This is a genomic window from Paenibacillus sp. HWE-109 (genome assembly GCF_022163125.1).
Lineage (GTDB): Bacteria > Bacillota > Bacilli > Paenibacillales > NBRC-103111 > Paenibacillus_E.
Window position 1 is genome coordinate 5167706 of the sequence record NZ_CP091881.1, and the last position, 22102, is coordinate 5189807.

General features: G+C 45.2%; 21 protein-coding genes. 3 read left to right on the top strand and 18 right to left on the bottom strand.

Going from position 1 to position 22102, the window contains the following annotated elements:
- The first annotated feature begins 90 nt into the window (after positions 1 to 90).
- A complete protein-coding gene (locus LOZ80_RS21980; protein ID WP_238166709.1) occupies positions 91 to 1182 on the top strand; it encodes a MerR family transcriptional regulator in 1092 nt (363 codons plus the stop codon).
- Positions 1183 to 1217: 35 nt separating this feature from the next.
- Here the strand turns inward: LOZ80_RS21980 and LOZ80_RS21985 are convergent, their stop codons facing one another.
- The 3 genes from LOZ80_RS21985 to LOZ80_RS21995 form a co-directional block, all read right to left on the bottom strand.
- Positions 1218 to 1934: a response regulator transcription factor gene (locus tag LOZ80_RS21985; RefSeq protein WP_189007616.1), complete on the bottom strand. Its 717-nt coding sequence runs from the start codon at positions 1932 to 1934 to the stop codon at positions 1218 to 1220.
- Positions 1935 to 2030: 96 nt separating this feature from the next.
- Positions 2031 to 3827: a two-component system histidine kinase PnpS gene (gene pnpS / locus LOZ80_RS21990; RefSeq protein WP_238166710.1), complete on the bottom strand. Its 1797-nt coding sequence runs from the start codon at positions 3825 to 3827 to the stop codon at positions 2031 to 2033.
- Positions 3828 to 3948: 121 nt separating this feature from the next.
- Complete coding sequence (locus LOZ80_RS21995; RefSeq protein WP_189007610.1) at positions 3949 to 5499, bottom strand: fumarate hydratase; 1551 nt, start codon at positions 5497 to 5499, stop codon at positions 3949 to 3951.
- A 76-nt stretch (positions 5500 to 5575) separates the two neighbouring features.
- On the opposite strand from LOZ80_RS21995, the gene LOZ80_RS22000 reads away from it, so the two are divergent.
- A complete protein-coding gene (locus LOZ80_RS22000; RefSeq protein ID WP_238166711.1) occupies positions 5576 to 6715 on the top strand; it encodes a polysaccharide deacetylase family protein in 1140 nt (379 codons plus the stop codon).
- A 25-nt stretch (positions 6716 to 6740) separates the two neighbouring features.
- Positions 6741 to 7343: a 5'-deoxynucleotidase gene (yfbR, locus tag LOZ80_RS22005; protein WP_238166712.1), complete on the top strand. Its 603-nt coding sequence runs from the start codon at positions 6741 to 6743 to the stop codon at positions 7341 to 7343.
- Between the two features lie 113 nt (positions 7344 to 7456).
- Here yfbR and LOZ80_RS22010 read toward each other — a convergent pair whose 3' ends face one another.
- The 15 genes from LOZ80_RS22010 to LOZ80_RS22075 form a co-directional block, all read right to left on the bottom strand.
- Positions 7457 to 7891 (bottom strand): hypothetical protein, encoded by a 435-nt coding sequence (locus LOZ80_RS22010; RefSeq protein ID WP_238166713.1) that lies wholly within the window; start codon positions 7889 to 7891, stop codon positions 7457 to 7459.
- Between the two features lie 152 nt (positions 7892 to 8043).
- Positions 8044 to 9414: a sodium-dependent transporter gene (locus LOZ80_RS22015; protein WP_238166714.1), complete on the bottom strand. Its 1371-nt coding sequence runs from the start codon at positions 9412 to 9414 to the stop codon at positions 8044 to 8046.
- Between the two features lie 51 nt (positions 9415 to 9465).
- The gene (locus LOZ80_RS22020; protein ID WP_238166715.1) at positions 9466 to 10188 is read right to left on the bottom strand and encodes an amino acid ABC transporter ATP-binding protein; all 723 of its coding nucleotides are present in this window, start codon (positions 10186 to 10188) and stop codon (positions 9466 to 9468) included.
- A complete protein-coding gene (locus LOZ80_RS22025; protein ID WP_238166716.1) occupies positions 10185 to 10841 on the bottom strand; it encodes an amino acid ABC transporter permease in 657 nt (218 codons plus the stop codon). The genes LOZ80_RS22020 and LOZ80_RS22025 overlap by 4 nt, the downstream gene beginning before the upstream one ends.
- A gap of 98 nt (positions 10842 to 10939) precedes the next feature.
- Entirely contained in the window at positions 10940 to 11743 is an 804-nt protein-coding gene (locus LOZ80_RS22030; protein WP_238166717.1) for a transporter substrate-binding domain-containing protein, read from the bottom strand.
- Between the two features lie 286 nt (positions 11744 to 12029).
- On the bottom strand, positions 12030 to 12923 hold the full coding sequence (locus LOZ80_RS22035) for a response regulator (protein ID WP_238166718.1): 894 nt from the start codon (positions 12921 to 12923) through the stop codon (positions 12030 to 12032).
- On the bottom strand, positions 12895 to 14211 hold the full coding sequence (locus LOZ80_RS22040) for an ATP-binding protein (protein ID WP_238166719.1): 1317 nt from the start codon (positions 14209 to 14211) through the stop codon (positions 12895 to 12897). Before LOZ80_RS22040 ends, LOZ80_RS22035 begins: the two co-directional genes overlap by 29 nt.
- 155 nt (positions 14212 to 14366) lie before the next feature.
- Positions 14367 to 15938 carry a DNA-binding protein gene (locus LOZ80_RS22045; RefSeq protein ID WP_238166720.1) on the bottom strand — a complete coding sequence of 524 codons (1572 nt, stop codon included), beginning with the start codon at positions 15936 to 15938 and terminating at the stop codon, positions 14367 to 14369.
- Between the two features lie 184 nt (positions 15939 to 16122).
- A complete protein-coding gene (gene mdh / locus LOZ80_RS22050; protein WP_238166721.1) occupies positions 16123 to 17064 on the bottom strand; it encodes a malate dehydrogenase in 942 nt (313 codons plus the stop codon).
- Between the two features lie 52 nt (positions 17065 to 17116).
- The gene (gene icd / locus LOZ80_RS22055; protein ID WP_238166722.1) at positions 17117 to 18415 is read right to left on the bottom strand and encodes an NADP-dependent isocitrate dehydrogenase; all 1299 of its coding nucleotides are present in this window, start codon (positions 18413 to 18415) and stop codon (positions 17117 to 17119) included.
- A 253-nt stretch (positions 18416 to 18668) separates the two neighbouring features.
- Positions 18669 to 19781: a citrate synthase gene (gene citZ / locus LOZ80_RS22060; RefSeq protein ID WP_238166723.1), complete on the bottom strand. Its 1113-nt coding sequence runs from the start codon at positions 19779 to 19781 to the stop codon at positions 18669 to 18671.
- 549 nt (positions 19782 to 20330) lie between these two features.
- Positions 20331 to 20453: a CD1375 family protein gene (locus tag LOZ80_RS39545; RefSeq protein ID WP_443146971.1), complete on the bottom strand. Its 123-nt coding sequence runs from the start codon at positions 20451 to 20453 to the stop codon at positions 20331 to 20333.
- Position 20454: 1 nt separating this feature from the next.
- Positions 20455 to 20817: a hypothetical protein gene (locus LOZ80_RS22065; RefSeq protein ID WP_238166724.1), complete on the bottom strand. Its 363-nt coding sequence runs from the start codon at positions 20815 to 20817 to the stop codon at positions 20455 to 20457.
- A gap of 13 nt (positions 20818 to 20830) precedes the next feature.
- Positions 20831 to 21697 carry a hypothetical protein gene (locus LOZ80_RS22070; RefSeq protein ID WP_238166725.1) on the bottom strand — a complete coding sequence of 289 codons (867 nt, stop codon included), beginning with the start codon at positions 21695 to 21697 and terminating at the stop codon, positions 20831 to 20833.
- A complete protein-coding gene (locus tag LOZ80_RS22075; RefSeq protein ID WP_238166726.1) occupies positions 21697 to 22101 on the bottom strand; it encodes a hypothetical protein in 405 nt (134 codons plus the stop codon). Before LOZ80_RS22075 ends, LOZ80_RS22070 begins: the two co-directional genes overlap by 1 nt.
- Position 22102: the final 1 nt, after the last annotated feature.

A 22102-nucleotide genomic window follows, 5' to 3' on the forward strand; every position in this document is an offset into this window, starting at 1 on the left:
ACTATATAAGAGTATACCAAAAATCAGTAAAAATAATATTTCTGATCTGGTGAAAAATGTATCCGATTGTGCCATGATGGAGGACAACTCATGTTGATTAACGAGATTTCCCGTAAGCTGGGGATCACACCCAGAGCTATTCGATTCTATGAACAGAAAGGGCTGCTCGCCCCGGCCAAACAGAAGGAGAATGGCTACCGGATTTACACGGATCACGATGCCTGGCGTCTGCAGACGATCATCTCACTGCGAGAGGTAGGAATGACGCTGGAAGATATACGTCTTACCTTGGCGAAAACCGATTTGAACCGACAGGAAGAAGTCCTTAATGCGCTGCAGTTACAGCGCTCTATGCTATTCCAGCAATGGTCAGAAATGAAGCAAATCATTGCAACAATGGATCAGATGATTGAAGCCGCCGATAGCAGCGATCAGCTGCCTACCGAGCTATTATATGAATTAGCCAAACATAATAAAGAACTCAGAGAGCTGCGCTCCAGCTGGCGCGATCATTGGGATTTCGACCATAAAGCTTCACAATTCGATGAGCAGTTGCTCTCCGTGCCGGCCTCAGAAATGAAAGGTGCGGATTCCACAATTGCTAGTGTAAATCCGCTTATGACAACAGCCTATGATGCAGCTCAAACCAAAGTTGTCGAGCTGATAGCCCCTTATGCGGGCCGCAAAGGACTTGATATTGGAACGGGTACAGGCAACTTAGCAGGCAAGCTGCAGCAAGCAGGCTTAACTATGGCAGCAATCGATCAATCGCAGCAAATGCTCAAGCTTTGCGCGGCTAAATTTGCAGACATCCAGCTTAAACTCGGGAATGTGCTCGCTATTCCGTACATGGATGCTGAATTTGACGTCGTCGTCAGCTCGTTTGCTCTCCATCATCTCACCGAACCCCAAAGAGAGCTCGCTTGGCGAGAGATGCTGCGTGTATTAAAACCTGGCGGCATCATCTGCCTTACCGACTATATGCTTGAAGCTCCTGAGAGCGAAGAGATTTTCCTCCGTAATCTGATCTCCTCCCAAGCCGCTCAACTGCCGATGATGCATGAACAGGTTGAACTCTACATGGTTCATTCAGAGTTGATGGCATGGCTGCAGCAGCATGCGACGGATGCCATTTCACAGCAAGTTGGCCAAGATGTCTACGTCGTCACAGCACAAAAATGAGCCTGGGTTGCTGTTTGATCAGCACCCTAGGCTCATTATTTTTTCACCATACTTGCTACCAGCTTGTAACCCACTCCACGAATGGAATCGATCTGGACCGACTGTTGATTCATTTCCAGCTTCTTGCGAAGCGAGCTCACATGCACGTCTACGGTTCTCTGACCGCCAATGTAATCGAAACCCCATACGATATTCATCAAATCGTCTCTCGTTACGACTACCCCTGGACGCTGTACGAGATAGAGCAGAACCTCAAACTCCTTGGGTCTCAGAGGAATGGACTCCCCCTTCAGCACCACTTCATACTTCTCCGGATAGATGAACAACTCACCGGCTTGAATCACTTTCTCATTGGATTTCAATTTATCCGCAGCTGCTTCCTCAGACTGGGTTCTTCGCAGCACCGCAGAGACTCGGGCCAGCAATTCCGCCACTCCGAAGGGCTTCGTTATATAATCATCAGCGCCATGTTTAAGGCCTTGTACCACTTCATCTTCTGCGTTGCGTGCCGTTAGAATGATAACGGGTGTGCTGTTTCCCTTTTGTCTTAGTTTCGCTAATACTTCGAATCCGTTCAGTCCTGGCAGCATAATATCCAAAATGATTAAATCATAGGACTGCTGCATCGCTTCTTGAAGCCCGTCGCCGCCATGATCGACTACCTTCGTGTGATACCCTTCCTGGGAAAGGTTGTACGAAAGCAATCGGGCCAAAGTCGGCTCGTCTTCAATGACTAGTATGTTTTGTGCCATGGGATCCCCCGCATTTACAGTTTATTAACATTGCACTCCCTTACTGTACCACAATTTTGTAAAGAGAATGTAAATGTTTCATCATCCCTACGTAAATTAGTGAATTACAGGCAATTCAATCGTGAACTTCGTCCCGATACCGACCTCGCTGTCGACCCGTATTGTCCCTTTGTGCAGTTCCACTAAATGTTTGACAATCGATAAGCCCAAGCCTGTGCCGCCTGAACTTCTCGAACGCGCTTTATCCACCCGATAGAACCGTTCAAAAATACGCGGCAGATCTTTCTTGGGAATTCCCATTCCAGTATCCGAAACGATCAAACGCAGCCGTTCATAGTCGCCATCAGCATTCATATCCAGCGGTTCTACGCGGACTTTGACCTTGCCCCCATCCTGGGTATAGGAAATCCCGTTGGAAAGCAGATTAATGACAATTTGCCGCAGCCGATCTTCATCTGCCTCAATATACATATCATCGTCGACCTGCAAGGTCAGCTCAATATGCTTCTTCTCGGCTTCTTTTCGTAAAACGCTGCAGGATCTATCGAGAAATTCCGGCAAGTAAATCGGCGAAAAATTCATGGGAATCCGCTTGGATTCAATCTTGGACAATTCCAGAATATCACCAATCAGTCGATTTAACCGTTCGCTTTCATCGAAAATAATTTGCAGAAAGGAAACCGCTGTTTCTTTATCATTGAGGGCGCCTGCAAGAAGCGTCTCTGCAAACCCTTTGACTGCTGCAATCGGTGTCTTCAATTCATGTGAAACATTCGCTACGAACTCGCTGCGCATTCGCTCTAGTCTACGAACAGCCGTAATATCATGAATCACAATAAGAACACCTGACCATTCCTCATCTTCATGAGCAATCGGACTTAAATGAATGTCCAATATTCGTTCAGCAGGGTAATAAAAAATCATTTCATCACGGATAGGATCCTGGGTTTCAATGCATTCCTGAATAAGCTTCGTGAAATCAATCTGCTGTTTGGCTTCGTTATACCGTTTGCCCAGCAATTCTTGGGATGAAAAACCCAATATATATTCCGCCGAAGGATTCAGGAGCGTGATTCGCTCATCCCGGTCAATCATCATAATGCCGCTCATCATATTTTCCATGACGCCTTGCAATCTGCGCTCATTCTCTTGTATCCGCGCCATCTGCTGCTGCAGGCTCTCTGACATCCGATTGATGGCTTGCCCGAGTTGTCCTACCTCATCATTACTGTATGCCGGCACCCGGGATTCATAGTTCATATTCGTAATTTGCTGCGCAACCTTGGTCATCCTTTCAATTGGACGCGTCATGCCTCTGGCAATCCGATAGCTGACCAGACCCGCTATGAGGAACAATAAGAGTAGTCCAATCCCAAGGAAATACCACAAACTGCGAACCGACTTCTCCACTTGACTGAGGCTCATAGAAATACGCAAATAACCGATGGTCTCCTTGGCATCATTCTTGACCGCTATGGCTGCATACAGCATTTTCTCTTTGAGGGTGTCGCTATAGCGTGTTGTATAACCGACTCCATGGATCGCCGCATCGGCAATTTCCGGTCGATTTAAGTGATTATCCATTTGCTCGGGTTGTTGATCCGAGTCGCCCAAAACTTTACCGTCCGCCCGAACATAGGTCAAACGCTCGTAGGTGGCTTCTTTAATGCGTTTAATTTGTGCGGAGTAAGAAGCGACCAAATCGCTTTCGGATCCCATCCGGTTCCAGTCCGATGTGACTCGAATAACCTGCAGCTCACGTTCCATATTGTCTTGGAGAGACTTGACGTGTGAATCCTCCAGCACTTTGGCCATGAAGATACCGGCAATAAGCATCGAACAGCCGATTAACATAATCAGAATAAAGGTAAGTTTGGCACGGAACTTGGTCATTTGTCTGCTAACCTCCGGAGTAGGAAATAAAAAGAAAAGGGCTACTCTTCATAGTAACCCTTTTCTTCGTGCCTAATCCAGTTATTTTTTTGTAAAGATAAAGTAAAGGTGACGTGCTATTCTATTTGAAAACAGGTTCTTTCAAAGCAGACAGCTTCTCAAGAGAGTTCTTCTCTACTTCTGCATGCAAGCTATTTCCGTGAGAATCCATCGTTACTATTGCAGCGAAACCTTCTGTTTCCAAATGCCACATAGCTTCAGGAATGCCGAATTCCATATAGTCAACGCCTTCTACCTTCTTAAAGCATTGCGCGTAGTACTGGGCAGCACCACCGATTGCATTTAAGTAAACACCGCCGTGTTCTTTGAGAGCAGCCAATGTTTTCGGACCCATACCGCCTTTGCCGATAACAGCGCGAATACCGAACTTCTTAATAATTTCGCCTTGATAAGGCTCCTCCCGAATGCTTGTGGTCGGACCTGCCGCCTTGACGTGCCATTCACCGGATTCATCTTTGCTCATAACAGGCCCACAGTGGTAAATCGCCGCTCCGTTCAAATCAACCGGAGCATCATGGGTCATCAAATAACTGTGCAGCGCATCACGCCCTGTATGCATCGTTCCATTAATCACGACAACATCCCCGACTTTGAGACTACGGATCTGCTCTTCGGAAATCGGTGTTGTCAAGACAATTTCACGACGCTCATCTTGCGGTACATTTCTAGCTTCCTCTGCACTTGCTTCGAACGCTTCCTGGAAAGAAACTTCCACGCCTCTTGGGTATGACCAGCCATTAATTTCGCCTGTCTCTGCGTTCAAAATCACGCCTTGACGGCGGAAAGCCCAACAGTTGTAAGCTACAGAAACGAAGAAGCTGGCTGGCAAACGATTCATAACGCCAACTTTGCAACCTAGCAAAGTCACTTGACCACCGAAGCCCATTGTGCCAATACCAAGCGTGTTCGCATGCTCCATGACATACTCTTCTACTTTGCGAAGCTCTGGATGCGGGTTCACATCGTCAACATGACGGAACAATTGATGCTTGGCTAATTCGTAACCGCTAGTTCGGTCTCCCCCGATGCCTACGCCAATGAATCCAGCGCTGCAGCCTTGACCTTGTGCTTGATATACAGCATGCATTACGCATTTGCGGATGCCGTCCAGATCGCGCCCAGCCTTGCCTAAGCCCTCAAGCTCAGCTGGCAGGCTGTATTGAATATTTTTATTCTCACAACCGCCGCCCTTGAGGATCAGCTTAACTTCTACGTCTTCGCGTTCCCATTGCTCGAAATGAACAACCGGGGTACCAGGTCCTAGATTGTCTCCACTATTAGCTCCTGTCAAGGAATCCACGGAGTTCGTGCGAAGCTTGCTTGCTTTGGTAGCATTGGCGACAGCTTCGAGAATTTGCTTCTTCATAATAATTTGGTTTGCTCCAACCGGACAGTGTATAATAAACGTTGGCATGCCTGTATCCTGGCAAATCGGAGATACATTGCATTCCGCCATATGAATGTTATCGGCAATTCGGGAAAGGGATAATGCAGAGCGAGTTCCTTTGTCCTCATTCTCTTGAGCCGCTTGCACGGCACGGCGCACATCACCCGGAAGGTTTGTTGACGTTTCGACAATTAAATCGTAGACGCTTTGATAGAAATGCTGCATGACTGAAAATGACTCCTCTCAACTTGCAATTAATAATTATTACAAACTATTATACCATACAAGGAGATACCCTGACATGTCCAAAAGAATCGCAATTACGATTCTGCTCAGCCTTATTGGCCTCTCGCTCTTGCTTACGCCGCTGCAGGCGAAGCGATCTCAAGATATCTATTATCAAGATCAGGTTGCTGTCCTCATGTATCATCACATTCATGATCAAGATACCAGCTCCAGCACGATCACGACTGCGCTTTTTGAGAGGCAGCTGCAATCCCTGTTAAGCAAAGGCTATCATTTTATTTCACTAAATGAATTCAAGATGTACATGGATGGTGCATCGGTTCCTTCCAATGCGGTTCTGGTTACGTTTGATGACGGATACCAGAGCTTTTATACGGCCGCTTATCCGATTCTGAAAAGCCTGCGAATTCCTGCGGTCAATTTCGTGATAACCAATGATCTCGCCAATCCGATGGGATCCTATATTCCTTCCATGTCCAAAGCTCAAGTCAGCGAGATGACACACGCGACGAACTTTATCGATATTGGGTGTCACACCAATAATCTCCACCATAAGCTGCCGAGCGGAGAGGCAGCTCTGGTAGGTCGGTTGGATGCTGAAAGCGATAGCGCTTATCAGCAGCGTGTTCTGACCGATACGCAAGCTTGCGTCGGCAAGCTTGCGGGCTTGACGGACGCACCGCTCGACGCGATGGCGTACCCGTACGGCATCACGACGCCTGCGGCGACGGCACTGATCCAGCAGGCGGGCATCCGCTACGCCTTCACGATCTCGCCGGAGATGGCGACGCGCAGCGCCGATCATCTGCTTATCCCGCGGATCAACGCGGGCAGCCCCGGCATCACGCCGGAGCTGCTGCACCGCTCGATCCAGCGCAGGGTTACCGCGCAGCCCGGCAGCGCCGAGCAGCGCGTGGATGCGGCTGCCGCTGCCTCGCAGCTCGGCGGCAGCGCAAGTGCCGAAGGCGGAACGCTCCGCTTCCGCCTGGGGCAAGAGGCATTCACCCTGCAGGTGAATGCGACCAAGGCAACGCGCGGCGACGCGCGCGTGCAGTTGCGTGAGCCCGTGCTGCGTGAGCACGGGCAGATCACGATCGCGCTGGACGATCTCGCCGCGCTGATCGGGCAGCCGCTCGTCTACACCCCAGCCACCGGCAAGGTGGCAGCGCGGGTGGCGCCGAACGTCAAATCATAGAAACAAAAGGAGTGCAACAAACGGAATGGATCATCATTTTTTTGCTTATTTATACCGTCTCAAATATATTGATCGGTGGAGTCTCATGTGGAACATGCGCAGAGAAAATGTAGCTGAGCATTCTTTCTACGTCTCCACAATCGCTCATATGCTCTGTACGATTGCCAATGAAGTTTACGGCCGCAATGTGCCTACAGATCGCGTGGTTTCCATCGCTTTGTTCCACGACGCCTCCGAGGTTCTGACCGGAGATATTCCACAACCTGTGAAGCATAACAATGAGCAAATTCTACGAAACTTCCGTGAAATTGAAGATGTTGCGGTCGAACGTTTAATCCAGACTATCCCACCGGAAATCAGCGGTACGTATCGGAGTTTAATCCAGGATCCTGATCCTGAACTATATCGTTGGGTGAAAGCTGCTGACTTGATCGAAGCCTATATCAAATGCTTAACCGAACTTTCTACTGGCAATCGCGAATTCGTCGTCGCCAAACAGCAAGTCCTGGAAAGCTTGCGCAACATGAACATGCCGGAAGTCGACTACTTCCTTGAGCATATGAGCGCCTCCTTCGAGAAAACACTGGACGAGATCACCCTGAATCCCCCAACAAACAATGAAACCTAACATCAGAAAAACCTCAATTCCACTCTTCTTTGTGGAATTGAGGTTTTTTGCACCGACCCGAAGAAAAAGCCGCCCACCAAGCCGAAATACGCGCTCAAGGACAGCCCTGTCTTTTAAGACAGCAATTGTGGATTTGTCATAAACAAAACAGCCAGGATAACCGCTACAGCCGCGATCCAGCTGAAAGTCTTAATTTTTGCAGCATCGGCTGCTGTGCTCTTGCCAGCTTTGGCGTTGGCGATTAGTTTCTTAATTCTTCCACCAATCATTCCTGTTACTGCTCCGACAATCAGAAGAAGAACGACAGCCAAGATCATCCAAAGCACAGACGGTCTAGGATCGATTTGACTGATCATCGCGCCACCTGTAAGGAAACTGACAATCAGTGAGAACTGGCCAACCCGGTTAAACGTGGAAAGCAAGCCCGCAAAACTCTCTTGTGCTGCTCCGGACAGCGCAGATGCACGTCCTACGATGAAAGGGAACACCACATAAGCGCCAAGCAATAGAGCGCTGACAACATGCAAAAAGATCATAGTCTGAAACATGAAACACCCTCCGCAATAGTAATGAAATGTTTTCCTTTTCAGTATACCCGAATTGGAATGTTCACCACAAGAAAGCGATCCCATGAATAAACCAAATTCACGATAACTACACATAAATGTGTCTATTTATAGTGAATAAGGAATGTTCGAGATTATGAAAACTTGATTATCCCTACCGAATGCAAGAACACGCAAACGATCAGGATTGGAGCTACCACACGAAGCAGGAAAATCCAGGCGGCATACCAAAAGCCTTTCAATCCTGCTTCTTCGCCAGCTTTCTTCCATGCATAGCCTGTAAATAAAGTAACGACTAAACCACCGAATGGCATCAGCACATAGGACGTTATAAAATCCATCCAATCAAAAATACTTTTGCCTCCTGGATGAAAGTCCCCCAGCACGCCGCCAACCGATAGTCCTGCCGGAACCCCCACGCAGAAGCAAACGACTGATAAGATAATAGCTGATTTTTTGCGGCTCCACTGCCATTTATACATCGCATACGCGACGGGCACTTCCAGAATGGAAATGGCGGAAGTTAACGCTGCAATAGCAAGCAACAAGAAGAATAAACCGCCGAAGAAGAAGCCAAACGGCATTTGTGAGAATGCTGCAGGCAGCGCCATGAACGCCAAACCTACGCCTTCGCCTGGCTCAAGCCCGTAGGAAAACACAGTAGGGAAAATAACAAGACCTGCGATGAAGGCATACACCAGATCACCGAAACCAATAGCTAGCGTCGCTGCGCCAAGCGACTGTCTTTTTTCTACATAGGAACCGTAAGTTAACATACAGCCCATCCCGAGGGATAGGGAAAAGAACGCATGTCCCAAAGCAACTAGGGCAGATTCTGCATCCAGCTTGGAAAAGTCCGGTTTCAAGAAAAAGGACACACCTTCTGCTGCCCCTGGGAGCGTAAGCGAACGAACCATGAGAATCAACAAGATGACAAGAAAACCGGGAATCAAAATTTTATTGAATTTCTCAATACCACCAGAAACCCCTTTGGCTAGAATCCAGCCTGTAATCAGCATAACCACAGCCTGCCAGAAGATCGGCCAGTAGCCTGAAGCAAAGGACACAAACTTGGTTTTATAGTCGGAGCCTTCTTGAAATAGCAGGCCGCTGAAAGACTCCACTGTATAATGCAACGTCCAACCCGCGACTACGGCATAGTAGGACATGATCATGAATGCAGTGAGGATGGACAGCAGTCCGAATGCCCCCCAATATTTTTTACCAGTCAGATTAAAAAAAGATACCGAAGCATTGCCTCTGCCTCCGCGGCCAATTGTCATCTCCGCAAGCAATATGGGTAACCCTACAATAATTAAACAAATAATAAACAACAGGAAAAAGGCTGCCCCGCCGTGCTTCCCTGTAATATAGGGAAACTTCCACATGTTGCCTAACCCTACCGAACTGCCAATCGCAGCCAAAATAAAACCAGATTTCGTGAAGCGCTCGACTGTTCCTTTTTTCTTGCTCTCAACTTGTCCCGCTGTATGATTGTTGCTCATGATGAATAATAAACTCCTAACGTTATTGGATACATTGTCATTCATTCAAATCTAAAGAATTTTGCTCAGAAAGGCTTGCGTACGTTCATGCTTGGGTGAATCGAACAATTCGGAAGGTGTTCCTTCTTCTACAATGTACCCCCCATCCATGAAGATAACGCGGTCTGCCACTTCGCGAGCGAAGCCCATTTCATGTGTGACGACAATCATTGTGATCCCTTCTAGAGCCAAATCCTTCATAACCTGCAGCACTTCGCCGACCATCTCGGGATCAAGCGCGGAAGTCGGTTCATCGAATAGCAGGACACGCGGATTCATCGCCAAGGCCCGGGCAATCGCTACACGCTGCTGCTGTCCACCAGATAATTGATCAGGGTAAACATCCCTTTTCGCAGCCAATCCAACCTTTTTAAGCAGTCCCAATGCCTGTTGCTCATTTTCCTGCTTATTTTTCTTTTTAATATGTTTAGGAGCCAGCATGATGTTTTCCAGAACGGTCAGGTGTGGGAATAAATGAAAGAGTTGGAACACCATCCCTACATTCTCGCGCAATTGATCAATATTCGTTAAGGGTGAAGTCACTTCGACATCGCCGATTACCACGTTACCGGATGTCACATCCTCAAGCAGGTTCAAGCATCGCAGAAAGGTACTCTTGCCTGATCCGGAGGGTCCAATCACACAAACCACTTCTTTTTCTCGAATCGTTGTTGAAATATCTTTCAGCACTTCATTCGTCCCGAATTTCTTTTTCAAATGCTGTACGACGATCATTGGGATGCGAACCTCCTCTCGAATGCGCGGGATAAGCGGGATAACAGATAGATAATGACGAAGTAGATGATGCCAACAGCACCCCATATTTCAAAAGCACGATAATTAGATGAAATAATGATTTCCCCGCTCTGTGTCAATTCGTTAATTCCAATGACCGACAATAGCGATGTATCCTTAATACTTACAATGAATTGATTGACAAAAGCAGGCATCATTCGGCGAATAGCTTGCGGCAAAATGACCAACCGCATCGTTAACCATTTGCTTAATCCCAAGGAGCGAGCCGCCTCCATCTGTCCCTTGCTGATAGAGATAATTCCAGCACGAAAAATTTCCGAGATATAGGCGCCCGCATTTAAACTGATGGCAATTATGCCTGCGGTCTCTGCGGGTATTCGAATCCCTAAGAAAGCCGGAATGCCAAAATATTCAAAGAAGACCTGTACTAACAAGGGGGTCCCCCGAATGATATCCACATAAAAAGTAGCTATCGTTCGTAGAATTTTACTTGATGATACATTCATCAATCCCGTAATCAAGCCTATTAAAAAAGCTATCGGCAACGAGATGACAACAATTTTGAAAGTAATTAGAGCGCCTTTCAACAACATAGGTAGTGCATCTACAATAACCTGCAACGATGAAGTCACCGGATCCCCAACCTTCCTTGATTGAATTCATCATGGCGCTAACCTTCTGCCACCCAATGGAAAAACTTAGGTTGCCTGAAAGTTAGCGCATGTGTGATCTATTTTGTGGATTTCCCCATATATGTGTTGATGATCTGATCATATTTCCCGTTGTCTTTCAGCTTCTTGAGTCCATCATTGATTTTTTTCAGCAATTCCTCATTCTCTTTACTCACCGCGATACCATAGTTGTCACCGTTCAGACGATCACCTACAATTTTCAGCTTGGAATTGGGATCAATGGCAATCTTGTAGGAGATCACCGGATAGTCTTCTATAGTAACATCTGCATTTTTGTTCGCTACTTCTTGATACATGGACGGGCTATCATCGAAATATTTCACTTGGGCACCATATTTTTTGCCATATTCATCGGCAAGCTTAGATCCAGCAGTTCCTTTTTTTATCGCAATGACTTTTCCCTTGAGGTCCTCAGGTGTCTTAATCGTTGTATTATCTTCACGAACAATTAGCGAAAGCCCCGCTTGATAATAGGAATCCGAAAGTCCTACAACCTGTTTGCGTTCGTCTGTAATACTGATACCGGCTACAGCGCCATCCAATTGCTTAGCCGTAATTGCAGGAATAATTCCTTTGAAATTCATTGGTTTGATTTCAACTTCGAAACCTTCTTCTTTGGCAATTGCATTCAGTAAATCAATATCGATTCCGATGTACTTGCCATCTTTTTGGAACTCAAAGGGGGGATATGTCGCATCCGTACCAAACGTGTATTTTTTTACCGTTGTTGAAACAGGTTGCGAGGATTCCTTAGATGGATTAGCTGTAGTTGCACTATTTCCACATGCAGTAAGAGATATAATGATAACCGTCCCCAATAAGACTGATAAACCTTTTTTCATATAAGAACCCCTTTTCCCTAATTAATTTGTAAGTACGAATGATTGGATCACTTGCTAAATACACTCTACCCCCTGCTCTACAGCAACATACAGAATCCTACAAAACTAATCACACGACATGAAAATATAGTTTACATGAAAATCGTCTCATTCCATCTACATAAATTTGTATCCGATTACATTTCTATCCGATATGTTTTTGATGTGATGATATATCACAGTGAAATAAAAAAGGAATTCCCCCTCCTAGTCCACTGCCTCCAGACTCGAAAGATGAATTCCATTCTTAATGATTTACCTTCTCCAACGTCTCCATATAAAAAACTTGTAAAAACTTTTTGATGTTTATTTTTCCTTTTTCGGGAGATTGTTCTTCGTCCATCACTTTCATCCGCATCCGAACATCCTGGAAATCGAAGTACAGCGGGGCATAATATTCAAACTTAGGATTACTGTAATCCGTAAGTCCAATGGACGCCATATGATTGAGAGCAGACATAATCGTTCGCCGAATGCGCTGTTCAATCGCCTTGCTTTCTTTGTCAACTTCTTTCTGGCTTTGCTTATAGGTATGAGCAACTGACTCGTACAATTCTTTTAATGGAGGGAAGCTGGTTACCTGTCTCTGTTCGATCGCATACTCCATAACGGCCACAATATCCTTACTGCCAATCTCCCCGATAATGCCTAAATCCATCAGAATCGGCTTCACAACATCACGAACTTTGCGCACTTTCCGGACAGTCGTTAATTCAGTGATATCCAATTTGGCCAATGACTGCTTGATCTCTGTAATATAGCGCTCGTACTTCCACTGATCATTTACTTTACTTAATACATGTTCTACTTCTACTCGGTTAATCGGCTTATGGATAAAAAATTCAATCCCCTTTTGATAAGCCTCTCCGACCATGTCTTTGTTTTCAATTTGCGAAATCATAATAAATTTTCCGTTGTAATCCATGCTTTTCAAGCGTTTGATGGTCTCAATACCGTCCTGATCGGGCATTAATAGATCAATCAATACAACATCCGGCTTCGATTTAAGGATCATATGAACTCCCTCAATGCCGCCTTCTGCCATTCCTATTACTTCGCCAATGCCGCATTCCTCAATAATATCTTGCAGCATACTCCTGCAGACGAGATCATCATCTACGATTATGATCGAAAGTGCCATCCACTCTGCCCTCTTTTATTAGAATTGTTTGGGGAAGACGAACAATAAATTGAGTCTCCTTAGCTTGCTCAGATACAGCAATCGTGATAGTTCCCCCCATGGAATGAACAATATCGCGTACATGCGAAAGTCCAATCCCCGTTGCCGCGATCCCTTCTTCATTGTATTTCGTCGTATACCCCGGTTCAAAAATAAGCTCCTTCTTCGTATCGGGAATACCTTTTCCCGAGTCCGTAATAATCAAATACATATCATCATCTTTTTCAAACATCTGAATGCCTATAGTTCCGTACTTCTCGATTGCCTCAACGGCATTCGCCACCAAGTTATTCATAATCGTCAGCAAAGGCACATATTCGGAAGTTTCCAAATGAACGGTCAGTTCTGTTTCAATCCTGATCTTTTTCTTCAACATCTCACTATATTCTTGATTTCCCTTAACAACGAAGTGCAGTATCTCCGAAAGACTCATATTGACCGCTACCTCACTGTCGAATAACTTCAGTAAACCAGCCAGAATGCGTTGGGAATCCTTCTTTACTTCATGGATTTGCTGAGCGATCCGCAGCGTACGCAAACCATAGCTATCCAATTGATCCCGCTTCAAATTCCGATAAAGATCATAGCTGTCCGCGGTAATGCCTTCTATCGTATCCATTGCTTTTTTCAAATAAAAGACTTCCCCGTACAGACCTGAGTTGATGTTAAGCATCTGCTCCATCCGCTTTTCCTGCTCAGCGTGAAGAGACCGCATCTGATTGATGGCAATACTGTTATACAGCCCAATTACAAAATAGCTGCGAACCACAGCAATGCCCAAGATAAGGAACCATTCTTTCAAATAGAACGCATTGGTGCCGATGAATACGCCACGTAATAAGAGCTCCGTTTCATTTGAAAAGAAGTCGATGACAGCAATATATCCACCCAATATAAGTGGTTGAAGTTCGTTAGTTCTCCCTTGAACCTTGCTCATTCCAATTGCAAAAACAACATAGTAGCATCCTGCAGCAACATTATTGCGCAAACTCTCCATAAGTGTGAAAGAATGAACATGCGTAATCCAATCCCCCGACTGCACGATCATACTTGCAATCCCCGTCAGTATACCCGTTTTCACATATGGCAAATGCGGCATGAGCAATAAAAAAAACAAAAAAATACTTACGCCTAGCCCAATGCGAAAGAAATCATGGCTGAACGGATTTATCTTGAATTGAGCGCTAATGGCCGTCGCCATAGCGATAATCAACATTTGTAATCTTTCACTTTTAACGACATTCTGCATCTTGGCTTTTCACCTATTTTAAAATTCTAATGCCTTATAGTAACATACCTCTTTGAAACTTCAAAGGCAGCCTATAGCAAAATACCCTTACGTCCTCTGTCTTAAACAGAATTCGCAAGGGTATATTTTTTACAGCCTGCTCTTAAGCAGAGCCTTTAAGGGAGCGGCTGCGCCGGTACATTGGCAATCGTAACCGCCTCTGTGAACTTAGCCGTCGTGTTCTGTCTCAAACGCATGTTGGCTGCGCCTGAAGCTGTTGAGTTGATTTGGATACTGACAATCTTCTCCGCATGACCACTGCTGTCAGCAGTTAGCGAAAAGCTAGTGCTGTATCCGTAGGAGGCCGGCCAGGAGCCATCACTGTTTTGAATTTTCGCGACTTGCGTCCCTGAGCCGTTGTAAATGCCTAGATTATAGCCTGTTGTCGTTCCATTAGCGGCTAATCCATTAACAATTATCTTCACCTGAAACGTAGCTTGATTCGGCAATTGAGCTTGATGAACAAAAGCAAAAGGATCCGTTGTATTGGTAGAGGAAGAATAACCGTATGAACCCGCTTTGAACGTGGAACTATCATACCATTTGTATCCTGCTGCAGGCGTTGCCCACGGCTCTGTTTGCGGCTCCGTCGTATTGGCAGGCTGCTCCCACGTATATAGGGTCGTTGCAGTGCTTAATGTTAATCCCGATACTTGCGTTAAACTTGTATAGCTTTCTTTGGTTGCCAGCCAGTTTACCATATTGACTAGCAAGGCAGCATCATTTTGCTCTTGGAAACCGGCATATGTCGTTTTGGTACCGCCTGTTTCTTCTTTCAAATATTTCGGCGTTGCATCTTCCACAGGCGAGGAGTCACCGATGAAGCCCGCTTTCCCTGCGCTTACTTTGGAAACAGCGACGAAAGGTCCTTCCGCCACGCCTCCACCGTTATAAACACCTTGATCCACAGCATTTGACCAACTAGTTGTCGTTGCTGGTAAATAAACAATCCCTTTGGCCTTATTAGGGTCGGTAATCGCGAGTGTAGAGCCAGCATGCATGGCGACTGTCGACACGCCGCTTGTAATGTTGAAAGCTTGCGCAGGTGCGATGATATTATTAGCCGTTATATCACCTAACGCATTGTAGCGGAATCTAACCCCGAAGTTCGTAGATAGCCAGTCTGAGCTTGCCACTCCTGACATCGCCGCTGAGTTCGCTTCTGCTGTGCTCATACCAACTGCTGGATTCGCCCAGCCGCCGCGGCGATAGCCGTTGAATACTTCGGAAGCATCCCAACGATTCTTGTTCCGATCCGCATTATAGTGATCACCAATGAAAAAGATACTGCCGCCACCTTGTACATATTGCAGCATGGCGCTTTGCTCCGATGTTTTGTAAGGGATGTTCGCTTCGCCAATTACAAATACATCATAAGCCGTTAGATCAGAGAGCGTGATTGGCGTACTTTTGCGCAGCTCTTTGACATAGTAACCCGCATTTCCTAATGCATTGGCGAAATCTGAGAAACCGCCGTCAATGACCCAATCCGCCGCACCTGCCGTTTGACCGTGTGTGTTGTCAAAAAGCACTTTCTTGCCATTCGCCGTAGTCGGCGTAATGGATGGCGCTGGATCACTCGGTCCTTCGGCGAAAGCCTGAGGAACAGCCCCTAACAAGGACACCGACAAGGTTACTGTTAAAGCGAGACTTTTCCAACTCTTAGTTCCGAACAAACTTCTCAACATCAAATCCCTCCATCACATGGAATATTTAGCCAATATTAGGCTTAGTTGTATCGTAGCACAGGTCGTGGACTTAGCAATACCCCCTTTGCGTGATTTTACAAAAGAAACAAATGTCGATGCATTCAATCAAAAAAAGAGCCGACCCCCTAGTAAATAGGAGATCAACTCTTCTTTGATTTCTTCATTAGCCCGCTACAACTTTAATTACGTTGCGAACGGACTCTGCTGTTTTGTCCAAAGCGGCTTTCTCTTCGGCAGTCAACTCGATGTCAAGAATTCTCTCGATACCGTTAGCGCCAAGAACCGTAAGAACGCCCATGAACAAATTATCATAGCCGTACTCGCCTTCGAGCAAAGCAATTGTAGGGATGATACGCTTTTTATCCTTGAGAATCGCTTCTGTCATTTGGACAAGAGACGCAGCTGGTGCGTAGTAAGCACTACCGTTACCAAGCAAGTTAACGATTTCGCCGCCGCCAGTACGTGTACGTTGAACAATAGCTTCGATGCGATCAGCTGGAATCAATTTCTCAATTGGAACACCGCCAGCGTATGTGTAACGAACCAAAGGAACCATGTCATCGCCGTGACCACCGATAACTACCCCTTTAACATCCTCAACGGATACATTCAATTCTTGCGAGATGAATGTCAAGTAACGAGCTGTATCCAGTACACCGGATTGGCCGATTACACGGTTTTTAGGGAAGCCAAGAGCTTGGAATGCCACATAAGTCATAGCATCAACCGGATTGCTCAAAATGATAACGATGGAGTTAGGAGCAACTGCTTTTACATTCTCACAAACGGATTTCACGATACCTGCATTCGTGTTAACCAAATCATCGCGGCTCATCCCCGGTTTACGAGCAATACCCGCTGTGATGATTACGATGTCGGAATCAGCAGCATCCGCATAGTTGGAAGTACCAGTAATTTGAGCATCAAAGCCTTGAACCGGACCTGCTTCCAGCATATCAAGTGCTTTCCCTTTTGTAGGGTTTTCCAATTGTGGAATATCAAGAAGAACAACGTCACCGAGTTCTTTTTGAGCTAGCATAAGAGCAGTTGTTGCACCCGTGAACCCAGCACCAACGACAGTAATTTTACTACGACGGATCGCCATTTGAGATGTGCCTCCTAATAGTTTGGTTGGTTATACGCTTCGTGGAAAAGGATTAAGCCATGTTTTTGATGATTTCGTTCGCGAACTCAGAACATTTGATTTCTTTCGCGCCTTCCATCAAACGAGCAAAGTCATAAGTAACGGTTTTGTTGTTGATGGATGTTTCCAAACCTTTGTAGATCAGTTCAGCCGCTTCCAACCAGCCAAGGTGCTCAAGCAACATTACACCGGAAAGGATAACGGAACCTGGGTTAACTACGTCAAGACCAGCATATTTAGGAGCTGTACCATGCGTAGCTTCGAAGATCGCGTGACCTGTGATGTAGTTGATGTTTGCTCCTGGAGCGATACCGATACCGCCAACTTGTGCAGCAAGTGCATCAGACAGGTAGTCACCGTTCAAGTTCAATGTAGCGATAACGTCGAAGTCAGTAGGACGAGTCAATACTTGTTGCAAAGCGATGTCAGCAATTGCATCTTTAACGATGATTTTGCCAGCTGCTTCAGCATCTTTTTGAGCTTTGTTCGCTGCTTCAGCGCCTTCAGCTTCTTTGATACGATCGTATTGTGCCCATGTAAATGTTTTGTCACCAAACTCACGCTCAGCCAACTCGTAACCCCAGTTTTTGAACGCGCCTTCTGTGAACTTCATGATGTTGCCTTTGTGAACCAATGTTAATGTTTTACGGCCATGCTTGATTGCATATTCGATTGCAGCGCGTACCAAACGCTCTGTACCTTCGGAAGATACTGGTTTAACACCGATCCCTGAAGTTTCTGGGAAACGAATTTTGTTAACGCCCATTTCGTCTTGAAGGAATTTGATGACTTTTTTAACAGCGTCGGAACCAGCTTCCCACTCGATGCCCGCGTAGATATCTTCTGTATTTTCACGGAAAATAACCATGTCAACCAACTCAGGACGTTTAACTGGGGATGGAACACCGTCGAAATAACGAACTGGACGGGAACATACATAAAGATCCAATTCTTGACGAAGTGCAACGTTCAGGGAACGAATACCACCGCCGATTGGCGTAGTAAGAGGTCCTTTGATGGACACGATGTATTCGCGCATAGCTGTTAACGTATCGTTAGGCAACCAGTTGTTGAATTTATTGAAAGCTTTCTCACCTGCAAAAACTTCGTACCAAGCGATTTTCTTCTCGCCTTTGTATGCTTTTTCAACAGCAGCATCTAGAACGCGAACGGAAGCCGCCCAGATGTCAGGGCCCGTACCGTCACCTTCGATGTAAGGGATGATTGGGTTGTTAGGTACTTGAAGTACACCGTTCTCAATGGTGATTTTTTGACCTTCAGTTGGAAGTGAGTAGGATTCGAATTGTGGCATGAAATAGTTCCTCCTTGGATTTGTTTAGAATAATACAAATGAATAAACTTTGGTGCAAAACGCCATCGTTCTTTTAGCAGTCCACTAGTTACATTACTACAACGAGTACCCTTTTCACAAATGCAACTCGTCATCGTAGAGAGATATGAAGAGTCATAGGCACACAAAAAGTGACGGGAGTCGCGGTACTCCCCAGAATCGACCTGAGTTGGGTACCGAACTGCCCGCACCTTGAGCTTCCGTGAAGATCTAATTAGCGCTGGCTAATTGGGATATATTTTTGGTTAACCGGACCTGTGTACTCTGCACGAGGACGGATCAAGCGGTTGTTTTCGTACTGCTCCAAAATGTGGGCAGCCCAACCGGATGTACGGCTGATCGCGAAGATAGGCGTGAACAGGTCGCGAGGGATTTCCAATGTTGTATAGACAGATGCTGAGTAAAAGTCAACATTTGGTTTCAAACCTTTAAGGCCTGATACCAACTCGTCTGCTTTAATGGACATTTCGTACCATTTCAGGTTGCCCGTCAATTTACCAAGCTCATAGGACATTTTTTGCAAGTGCTTCGCACGCGGATCGCCGTTTTTGTATACACGGTGACCAAAGCCCATGATTTTATCTTTACGCTCTAATTTATCGTTGATGTAAGGAACAACGTTCTCTACAGTACCGATTTCTTCAAGCATCGCCATAACCGCTTCGTTCGCTCCACCGTGAAGAGGTCCTTTGAGCGTGCCGATAGCAGACGTAATACCGGAATAGATATCAGTCAATGTAGCAACAGTAACACGCGCCGCGAATGTGGAAGCGTTCAGCTCGTGGTCAGCATGCAGAACCAATGCTTTGTCCAATGCTTCGATTGCCACTTTATCCGGCTCTTTGCCAGTAAGTTGGTACAGAAAGTTCGCAGCTACGGAAGAATACCCTGGGGACGCTACAGGTTCTTTGCCTTCACGGATACGAGCGAATGCTGCGATGATACCAGGAATTTGCGCTTGCAGCTTGATCGCTTTACGCACGTTGGATTCTTGGTTCAAGTCATTAGCTTCGTCATCATACAGAGCAAGAGCAGATACAGCTGTGCGAAGAGCTGCCATCGAATTAACATCTTTCGGGAATGCTTTTAACTGAGCGATAACCGCGTCAGGCACCTTGCTGTAAGCGTTCAGGTCGCTTTGCAGTTTCTCAAGCTCAGTTTGCGTTGGCAGTTTGCCGAACCAAAGCAAATAAATAACTTCTTCAAAAGTCGCATTTTCTGCGAGGTCATCAATATCAATCCCTCGGTACGTTAGTACTCCATCCACAATGGAACTAATCGACGAGGTCGTGGCTACAATTCCTTCTAAACCTTTGGTTGCAGACATGGGAATCTCTCCTTAGCTACTCTATTAGCAAAAAATTGCTTTTTTCCTAACTTAATAATAAAGTATTTTGCTTAGTAAGTGAACAAAAGCACACATAAAACTTCATTATCACTATCATAAAGATATGCTATCTACCTGCAACTTGCAAAATTCCACACTCATCCATTCTTGTGCTCTGTAATTTTCTCTTGTTACTATCTCCAAAATGAATCTTGAAAAAACATAATTATGATGTATTTTGTTTGAGTGACTTTTTCATAGTTAGCACAGCTGTTTGCCTACTCCATTATAAACAGAAAACAGCCCGGGAAGCGGGCTGTTTTGTTAAAATCGTCCACTTTTCGGGCTGATGAAATACAGTATGAAATTCTTAAGAAAAATCACGCAACTTATAAAAAACTCCAACATCTTCATTGATTCTTGGTACCCTCTAAGTCCTCACTGCTGGTGGTGGTCGGCCTTGATAATATTTATCTGATGTGGCAAAAACAGATGAGTAGGGAGACTATACCACTTTAGCATCAAAAAGATCCCTAATAATAAAGATCATTAGTCACCTACTTGAGCTTGATCAGCGTCAAGTAATGTTTGAACATCAATTCGGTGTTTCTCGGGTACCTGGTTAATTGTTCGATAACCTTCTTTAATTAGATTGTAATAAAGTTGGACCATGTTATACTCCTTCCTGAAACATTAGTAACATTTCGTAAACTTCAGTAACAGCTTCCATGATCATAATTTTATCGGATTTATTTTTTGCGTTTTCTGCTTCAAACCGAATTATCTTTTGATCGACTGTCTCTGGTTGTGACGGTAACGGTTCAATTCGGTTAATTCTTCCTGTTTCAGTATAAACACTCAATTCAAAATCAAACACGTAAGAGATATCTACAACTGTCATAGTATTTAATCTGATCGTCTCGATTTTATTGACTAATCCGAAGGTATCTTCCACGTAACTGTTTTTATTGTCTCCTTTTGAAACCCTTCTGATTACCATATTCTCGAACTTGGTATATGTTGTTATTTCACTCATGGCAATGACCTCCTTATTGTCCCACATGCAGAGCATACCTAACAATATTAGTGGTTAATAGAACCTGATTATTCGTAAATCCTGTTTGAGTGGGATTTATCATGACTTCGAATTTAAAATTCTTAGAGAAGTAGAGAGCATCTTGCCTTTTAAAAGTTCTATATGTGTTGTCCCCTCCATAAAACTGGTTATCATCTATGATATACAGGCCAAATCCATAATTCTCATAATAGTTGGTATTTGAGAATGGGCCCGGCCCAAATCCAAAGTTTATCGTTTCCACCTGGTCATCTATTGTTAATCTGTAAGATATAATTCCACCAACCAAAGTGCTGTCTCCTCCAGAATCATAAGAACCGCAACTCCCAAAAGCATAACAGGCCATTATTACCCCTTTTTTATTCTGTATGTCAGCTATTGTATACCAAACTCGGGGGTTTCTTAGATTAGATTGTCCGCCTGGTATGGAAGCAGTCCTTGTATAAGTTGGTTGTATTTCTGTTTGTCCCACACCCTTTGCGTCTAGCTTTTTCAGTAGTGCAAACAGAGTAGCTGTACCAGAAGAATCTGTATTCGAACCGATTTTTGAACCATTTGCAGTAATATTTGTATTAGCCGTATTTACATTGGTGTTTACCGTCCCGAGAAATGAATTTAACTGAGCCAAGCGAGCCATAACCGAACCGGTTCCGCTTGCAGCATCGCCCGTAAATCCGAGCAGTGTTTCAAGCGTGTCCGTGTAACCTTCCACCTGGTCGACATATGCAGCAATCTGGGCTAATCTAGCAAACAACGTGTTAGTACCTGAAGTATCTGCATTTGTACCGATTTTATTTTTAACTTGTATTAACTCCGCTAAAGCCGCTGGATCAATCGTCATTAAGACACCGCCTTTGTTACTGTTGAAATATTATTGTTGTTATCGTAAGTAATCGTTCTCGTGATTGTCTCGCCGCCGGCTGTTTCTGCTATGGTAAATAATCGATCGTTTCCGTCATAAGTCATTACTGTGGATTTAACAACGGATAATGCGTCTTTCTCCTCTACCTTCATTAGTTTCCCGGATGTGTAGGTCATTACGGTTGTTCGCGTATCTATATCCAGCCAGATTGCTTTGTTCTTGACAATATCCGTATTCGTATCACCAATGTTTTTGTTTACTGACCTTACGTATGCAGCAACCCCACTATCAATCGCATCAATCAAAGCCTGCTGATTCGCCAAAGTCACATTGTCCGAAGCGACCGGACGCGGCAAACCCAATTTTGGTGTTGTTGTAGACATA